Origin of the sequence: Streptomyces tateyamensis, assembly GCF_003205575.1 — a bacterium.
GTDB lineage: Bacteria > Actinomycetota > Actinomycetes > Streptomycetales > Streptomycetaceae > Kitasatospora > Kitasatospora tateyamensis.
In genome coordinates this window covers 1-462 of record NZ_PYBW01000430.1, presented here as the reverse complement: position 1 = coordinate 462, position 462 = coordinate 1, and the positions used below count along the sequence as shown (strand labels likewise).

The 462-nt window shown below is 81.2% G+C and carries 1 pseudogene; it reads left to right on the top strand.

The annotated features are described in order from the left end of the window. A pseudogene (locus C7C46_RS35775) lies at positions 1-283 on the top strand (phosphopantetheinyl transferase-like protein); the annotation flags it as partial. Between the last annotated feature and the right edge of the window lie 179 nt (positions 284-462).

The window sequence follows — 462 nt, the reverse complement described above, 5'->3', positions numbered from 1 at the left end:
CTCGGCCTGGACGCTGCTGGAGGCCGCCGTCAAGGCGACGGGGCGGGGGCTGGCCGAGGGGGTGGGGGACGTGACGCTCTCCTTCCCGGCCCACGGCGGCGCCGCCCTGCTGGGGATCGCCCGCACCGGGGGCGAGCCGTGGGCGGCGAGCACGGCGCTGCTGGCGGCGCCGGCCGCGTCCGGTGCGCGGTTGATGGCCTCGTTCGTGACCCGGGGCCGGCTGGGACGGGTCTGGTTGCGGCGGTGGGCGCCGGGGGGGGGTGACCGGGGTGAACGGGAGTGAAGAGACGGCGGTAGCGGTGCCGGAGCCGGTGGGAACGCTTCTGGCCGTCGACCAGCAGCGGGAGCGGGCTGCCGGGGGGGCGGGCGGTACCCCGGTCGGGGGGCGGGGGCGGGGGGGGGGGGGAGGCGCGCCGGGCCGGAGCAACGCTGCGGGCCCCGCCCGGGGGGCGGGGGGGCATG